The sequence below is a fragment of the Paenibacillus sp. TAF43_2 genome (assembly GCF_052113545.1).
Taxonomy (GTDB): Bacteria; Bacillota; Bacilli; order Paenibacillales; family Paenibacillaceae; genus Pristimantibacillus.
In genome coordinates this window covers 1-5,792 of record NZ_JBFRDK010000268.1, presented here as the reverse complement: position 1 = coordinate 5,792, position 5,792 = coordinate 1, and the positions used below count along the sequence as shown (strand labels likewise).

Sequence of the window (5,792 nt, the reverse complement as noted above, 5' to 3'; positions counted from 1 at the left end):
GTTTTTAGCTCCCTTTTGAGCAAATAGCGGAATGTATGTCCGCAAGATTAAAAAATGTGCCCGATTCTCCAAAATAGCGGATCGTATGTCCGTTAGGAATATAACAATGTTATCGCAAGCCGACACATTCGCTCCATACTCTGTTCAATATGGAGCTCAACTCCCCTTTCGCACCTCTTCTTGCAGCATCAGTAAATAACACATAATAAAAGACAAGTGCTGCGTGTATCGAGTTAACTATCACACTCAGAAGCAAAAACTCAAACAATAGCGACTTACAGATGCCATTTCACAACGCCTATCTTCTTAATGGCAGTCTCCATTTGACGCGGATATCTGTGCTTTCATCCCAGGTATTTCCTTTTCTTGCAGCATCAAACAACGGCTCGATGTATGGAGCCATTTCAGAGTAGCTTGCAGTGGCCGAGAGTGCTGAAACGAGGCTATCCAAGCAGTCCGCTAGTTCTGTGCGGTCGCCAGAATAATATGCTGCTACATAACGCTCCTGTAGGGACGGCATGTAGGATAGATTTTGTTCTTCCCGGGCGCATATAAGCGCGAGCGCGAAAGAAGCTTTGGCTGCCGCAGGCGATACAAGCCAGCTCGGCAGCGTGCGGTATTCGAACCCGCCATGCGGCTGCAGACGGAAGTCTCCAAGAGTGCCATACCTTGGACGGCGGGCCCGCCCTGCGGGGTCCTCAACAAGCGCGAGCGGGAATGCCGCGTAGCTGTCCAGCAGGCGGAGCAAGCGACTCGTCAGCGGCGCTCCGCTAAGATGAATGTGCCCGCCGAGCGCAAGCCCCGGCACGGGCATCGCTCCAGCGGCCCAGCGCAGCGCCGGGTCGCTGATGCGATCGGCGGCGCGCAGCAGCAGCCGCCGCACATTCGCGGCAAGCGCGGCCGGGCTATCGGCCGGCTCGGGCCGCAGCTCGGCGAYGGGATACAGCAGCCGTCGCCCAACGAGCAAGGCGTCGGCACCGGCTGCCCCGCCGACGCCAGCTCCAAAAAACCGTGACGCCGACGCGATCTTCCCCGCTGGCGTCACAAGCACAAACTCCGGATCGGCGCCAATAAGCAGCTGCCGATCCACAGTCTCCGCTCTCGCCGCGGCATGCCACGCGGCGAATCGCCTTAGCGAAGCAGCCTCCAGCCTCATGTCCCTCAGCTTCGGCCAAGCATCGCGGACGGCTGTGCGCCCGTCCCCGCCAAGCCATACCTCGGCCTCTCCAATATCGAGGCCAAGTGCATAGAGTGCCGCTACAGCGGTACGCGCCACTCTTCGCAGCGCTGGATCATCAGGCCAACCGCCGCTGATTGGCAGCAAAGACTTGAACTGCATCACCTTCCCCGATGCGTCAATTCGCATCATTTCGACGGGCTCCAAATGGACGACGCTGATGCGGTACAATCGTTCACTCTGAATCGCAGGACCGCCGCACAAGCCAGCTCGGCGCCAAATGCGCTGTTTCTCCGAATCAAGCAGATTTGTGGCAATGTGACCGTTGACATTAAGAATCCACATCCCTGTAAAACGGCTGCTATCGATTGTGCGGGCGTCTGACCATGCGAGCACAGCATCCCCTGCTCTCACTGCTGACCAGTGCTCGGCATGCAGCGGCTGCCCATTGCGCTCGCCTGAGGTATGCTGCTCGTTGGCATCGTATGTAATTTTCTCAAGCCGATCGTAGCTGCCTCGCCATATCCACGTCGAAGCCATGGCTTTCCCGCCTTTAAACAAGGAATGTATACATCAATTTTCGCTTTTTTTATAATTTCAAAAAAAAAGAGGGCTTTCGCCCTCGAATTTGCCGCTCGCGCAGCATATGATACCTTGACAGCAAAGCTTCCCGGCTTGCTTACAACTCATCGTCCAGCAGATCTGGATCCAAATCCTCATAATCATTATCGCCGAGGCTGAATTCCAAATCCTTGCCGTCCAGGTCGTCGCAACCGCCTGGAAGAACCGCTACGCAAACCTTAGTCTCGGCGACTAGCTCTACCGAAAACTCACGCTCTACACGAATCACGACGCCTGAACCGTTCGAAGAAATATTCGCTTCGATACAGTTTGGCTCCTGAACTACCTCGGCTGACACTTCCACCGTAGAAGGCCGATGTTTCGGGTCTACATAGGATAGATTGACATGCTCGACGTAATGCACGGATTCCTTAGCTACGTCTGTTTGCGAGTTTTTGCTGTACGAATACCAAATGTTGATATCGTAAGTACCAATTACCTCAATGCCGTCGCCCGAACGAACCGCTTCATACTGATGGTTGATGATCCATGCTCCCAGAATACTGGTTGGATTATGAGGCGGCGTCACGGTATGGGTTACAGTGGAAAACTTACGACCTTTGCCGCAGACAGCTTTCGTAATTATTTCTCTGTATTGTAGCTGTTTATCTGCAATAGCCATTGATTTAACCTCCTCCATACAATCATTCATTTAAAGTGTATGCAGGACATTCGTCTAGGGTGACTGTTTATTTTCTCGAAATATAAGATTATATAAGTTTTATACTTATAGCGATCCATATAGATCACTGCGGAACGGATGCTAGAGCCGCCTGACGCCGGAAATAGCCGTTACGCTCGAAATATAAGAATACATAAGCGCCACACTTATAACGATGCTTATATTTCTCAGCTAAACGTATGCTGTGCCGAAATGGCTTGCAGAACTGCTTGCGATTGATATGCATGCGATTATAGCTTTTATCTCTACAATCATGCTTGCATATGTGCGCAAAACGATAGTTAGGTTTGCCAATGTCGCCACAGCCGTTTACGCTAGAAATTCAAGCGGCTATAGCTTAAAACCTATAAGCCACTCGTATTTCAACGTGATACGATAGCTATGTCTACGAATGCCGCCACAGCCGCATACGCCAGAAATTCATGCAGTTATATTATTACGCCATAATCGCATTTGAATTTCTAGGCGGTACAATAGCTATGTCTACGAATGTCTCCACAGCTATTTACGCTTGCCTCGCAACGAATTTTTCCCTTTACATTCTATGGTCGAAGTTCGGACGTCATGACTTTTCTTTTTTTCAATCGCTTCGCGATGCCTAAATACCGTTCAAGTTCCCTTAAAAGCATGAGCAGCGAAGCGCGAACCTCGAACTCATCTCTTGTTTTTGGCAGCTCCATCGCTTGAAATAATCGAGACAGCTCTAGCAGCCGCTCTCCAACGCTGCCTTTATAAACATCTGATTTCACATCGCTAGACAGCTGATCAAACAAATCTGCGATCATAATCGCTTGAGGAAACTTTTCATATACGAAAGCAAGCTTAACCATCATTTGCTGGATGGATTCGAGCTGCTGACGTCTCATTTCAAAATAAGTGGACCAATATTGCTCTTGGCCCCAAAGCCGATTTTCGCGATTCCGAACGGAGCGCTGGGCGCCTTCCTCAATCGCGTTATAGGCTTCCAAAATTTCGCCGCCATTCCATATATGCGATGGATCTCGCAGCGTCAACGACATTTCTTGAAAAATGACGGCAAAGTTTTGCTCAATTGAAGAACGAAAGAAGCTAAGTTGATGCTCATCCTTAGGCATATAAATGATGTTCACGATAGTTGCCCATCCCAAACCTGCAAATAAGAGCATAATTTCGTTTCCAATAATATCGGTTGTCACCTCTGCCCGATTGAAAAGATGGAATACGATAACCGAGCTTGTAACGATGCCATCCTTCAATTGGAAGCGCGACAATATTGGAAAAGTAATGAGAATGAATATAGCAACTGCCCAAATGTGAAAACCAAATACAGTAAAGATAAGCGAAGCAAAAAAAAGTCCGAGCACAGAAGCGATAAATCGCACAAATGCGCTCTTAATCCCCTTCATCCTCGTCACTTCAACGCCAAGTATGGCAAGAATCCCGGCGCCAAGCGGCGGCTCCAATCCAAGATAGACTGCGGTATAAATGGCTGCAATGGCGGCCAACGCCGTTTTGATAATACGAATGCCCATGAAATAACCTCACGTTAAGTAGAATTTATTTCTACATCCTACCGCTCGCGCCAACCCTCAGTCAACTTTCTCTCCAGCATCGCAACTAACTGATACATAATCGTAGCGACAACAGCAATCACAATCAAGCTTGAAAGCACTAATGTGAAATTGAATACTTGGAAGCCATATATGATTAAATAACCTAAACCTAGCTTGGCGACGAGAAACTCACCAACGATGACGCCGATCCACGCTAGCCCGACATTAACTTTCAACGTTGAAATAATGACAGGAAAGGAACCCGGCAAAATGACTAGCTTAAATAATTGCAGTCTAGAAGCACCAAACAGCCTTACGACCTTAATATAACCGGTGTCAATCTCACGAAATCGATTATAAATGTTCAAAATCGTTATAATGACAGTTATCGATAGCGTAATGGCAACGATCGACATAAAGCCTGGTCCAAGTCCGACGATAAAAATAGGTCCAAGCGCCACTTTTGGCATACTATTGAGGACGACCAAATAAGGATCGAATACACGAGATAGAAATGGGAACCACCATAGCAAAGCGGCAATCACAGTGCCTAAAATCGTACCAAGCAAGAAACCTACGACGGTTTCTGTCACGGTCATGCCCACATGGGGCCATATGGAGCCGTCCACCATCGTCTTCCAAAGCTGTAGAAACATCTTGGAGGGATAGCTGAACAGCAAGGGATCTATCCAATTTTTGCGACCAGCTGCTTCCCATAAACCGATAAACAGGAGCAACAGCACAAACTGTGTTGTGATGACCGCTGCTGTAATTCGCCGCTTGTGTTCTTTGAACCGAGTGTGCAGCTCGCCCATCCAAGTCAAGCGATCCTCTTGAATACCCGATACAGCAGCTTTATCTGTTATGTCGCTTTTCGTTGCATCCTGACTGCTTCGTTCATCCACCATTTCCACCCCCTTCCATGTCGTCCTCATCAAGCTCCTCCCATAAGCGATCAAACAATTGTTGAAAGCCTGGGAGCTTGCGAGCCGCCATCGGGGTTGCTTGACGGATGTCTTCCGGTAKTTCCACTTCACATCGAATATGTCCGGGATTTCTGCCTAGCACGATAACACGGTCACTCATTGCAGCAGCTTCTGCCAGATCATGTGTGACGAGAACCGCTGTTTTGCCAAGTCTCTTCAAAGTCTGATGAACCAAGTCCTCGAGTTGGAGCTTGATATGCAGATCAAGTGCAGAGAAAGGCTCATCGAGCAGAAGCACTTCCGGCTCCGTAGCTAATGTTCTTGCAAGTGCGACTCGCTGCCGCATTCCGCCTGACAGCTCATGAGGGTATTTGCGTCCTGATTCCGGAAGTCCAAGCTCAACGAGCAGCTCATCTACCGCTTGAAGCGCCTTCTCTGATTTACGTCCGCTTATTTCAAGTCCAATTGCGGCATTTTCTTTGATTGAACGCCACGGAAACAAATAATCTTGCTGCAGCATGTAGCCTACCTTGGGCGAAGGTCCCACAACCCGCTCACCATTTAGCAGTACTTGCCCCTTAGTCGGTGGAAACAAGCCGGCTAACAGACTAAGCACCGTCGTCTTGCCGCAGCCGCTCGGACCCACCAAGCTGATAAACTCCCCGCGGTTAACCGTCAATTCAATTTGCTCAACCGCGAGGGAGGCTCCCTTTTCATTCACATATACATGCGATAATTGCTGCAGCTCAAGCACAGGTATATCCGTCAATTCAATTTGCTCAACCGCGAGGGAGGCTCCCTTTTCATTCACATATACATGCGATAATTGCTGCAGCTCAAGCACAGGTATATCC

At 49.2% G+C, this 5,792-nt stretch carries 6 protein-coding genes; 1 reads left to right on the top strand and 5 read right to left on the bottom strand.

The annotated features are described in order from the left end of the window. Positions 1-298: 298 nt before the first annotated feature. Together AB4Z17_RS31445 and AB4Z17_RS31440 are read right to left on the bottom strand one after the other, a co-directional pair. Positions 299-1,717: a putative amidoligase domain-containing protein gene (locus tag AB4Z17_RS31445; RefSeq protein WP_441964213.1), complete on the bottom strand. Its 1,419-nt coding sequence runs from the start codon at positions 1,715-1,717 to the stop codon at positions 299-301. A gap of 139 nt (positions 1,718-1,856) precedes the next feature. Next, on the bottom strand, positions 1,857-2,420 hold the full coding sequence (locus AB4Z17_RS31440; RefSeq protein WP_441907506.1) for an outer spore coat protein CotE: 564 nt from the start codon (positions 2,418-2,420) through the stop codon (positions 1,857-1,859). A 244-nt stretch (positions 2,421-2,664) separates the two neighbouring features. Here AB4Z17_RS31440 and AB4Z17_RS31435 point away from each other — a divergent pair, with 244 nt between their 5' ends. Then, complete coding sequence (locus AB4Z17_RS31435; protein ID WP_441964211.1) at positions 2,665-2,859, top strand: hypothetical protein; 195 nt, start codon at positions 2,665-2,667, stop codon at positions 2,857-2,859. Positions 2,860-3,022: 163 nt separating this feature from the next. Here AB4Z17_RS31435 and AB4Z17_RS31430 read toward each other — a convergent pair whose 3' ends face one another. The 3 genes from AB4Z17_RS31430 to AB4Z17_RS31420 all read right to left on the bottom strand — a co-directional run bounded on the left by AB4Z17_RS31430 (position 3,023) and on the right by AB4Z17_RS31420 (position 5,707). Next, positions 3,023-3,991: an aromatic acid exporter family protein gene (locus AB4Z17_RS31430; protein ID WP_076265791.1), complete on the bottom strand. Its 969-nt coding sequence runs from the start codon at positions 3,989-3,991 to the stop codon at positions 3,023-3,025. A 38-nt stretch (positions 3,992-4,029) separates the two neighbouring features. After that, on the bottom strand, positions 4,030-4,827 hold the full coding sequence (locus AB4Z17_RS31425) for an ABC transporter permease (protein WP_441964216.1): 798 nt from the start codon (positions 4,825-4,827) through the stop codon (positions 4,030-4,032). 82 nt (positions 4,828-4,909) lie between these two features. Continuing rightward, on the bottom strand, positions 4,910-5,707 hold the full coding sequence (locus tag AB4Z17_RS31420; RefSeq protein WP_441964215.1) for an ABC transporter ATP-binding protein: 798 nt from the start codon (positions 5,705-5,707) through the stop codon (positions 4,910-4,912). Between the last annotated feature and the right edge of the window lie 85 nt (positions 5,708-5,792).

Excerpts from the sequence above, each read along its gene's own strand:
- AB4Z17_RS31440 (WP_441907506.1), bottom strand. The coding sequence starts at position 2,420 with ATGGCTATTGCAGATAAACAGCTACAATACAGAGAAATAATTACGAAA.
- AB4Z17_RS31430 (WP_076265791.1), bottom strand. The coding sequence starts at position 3,991 with ATGGGCATTCGTATTATCAAAACGGCGTTGGCCGCCATTGCAGCCATT.
- AB4Z17_RS31425 (WP_441964216.1), bottom strand. The coding sequence starts at position 4,827 with ATGGGCGAGCTGCACACTCGGTTCAAAGAACACAAGCGGCGAATTACA.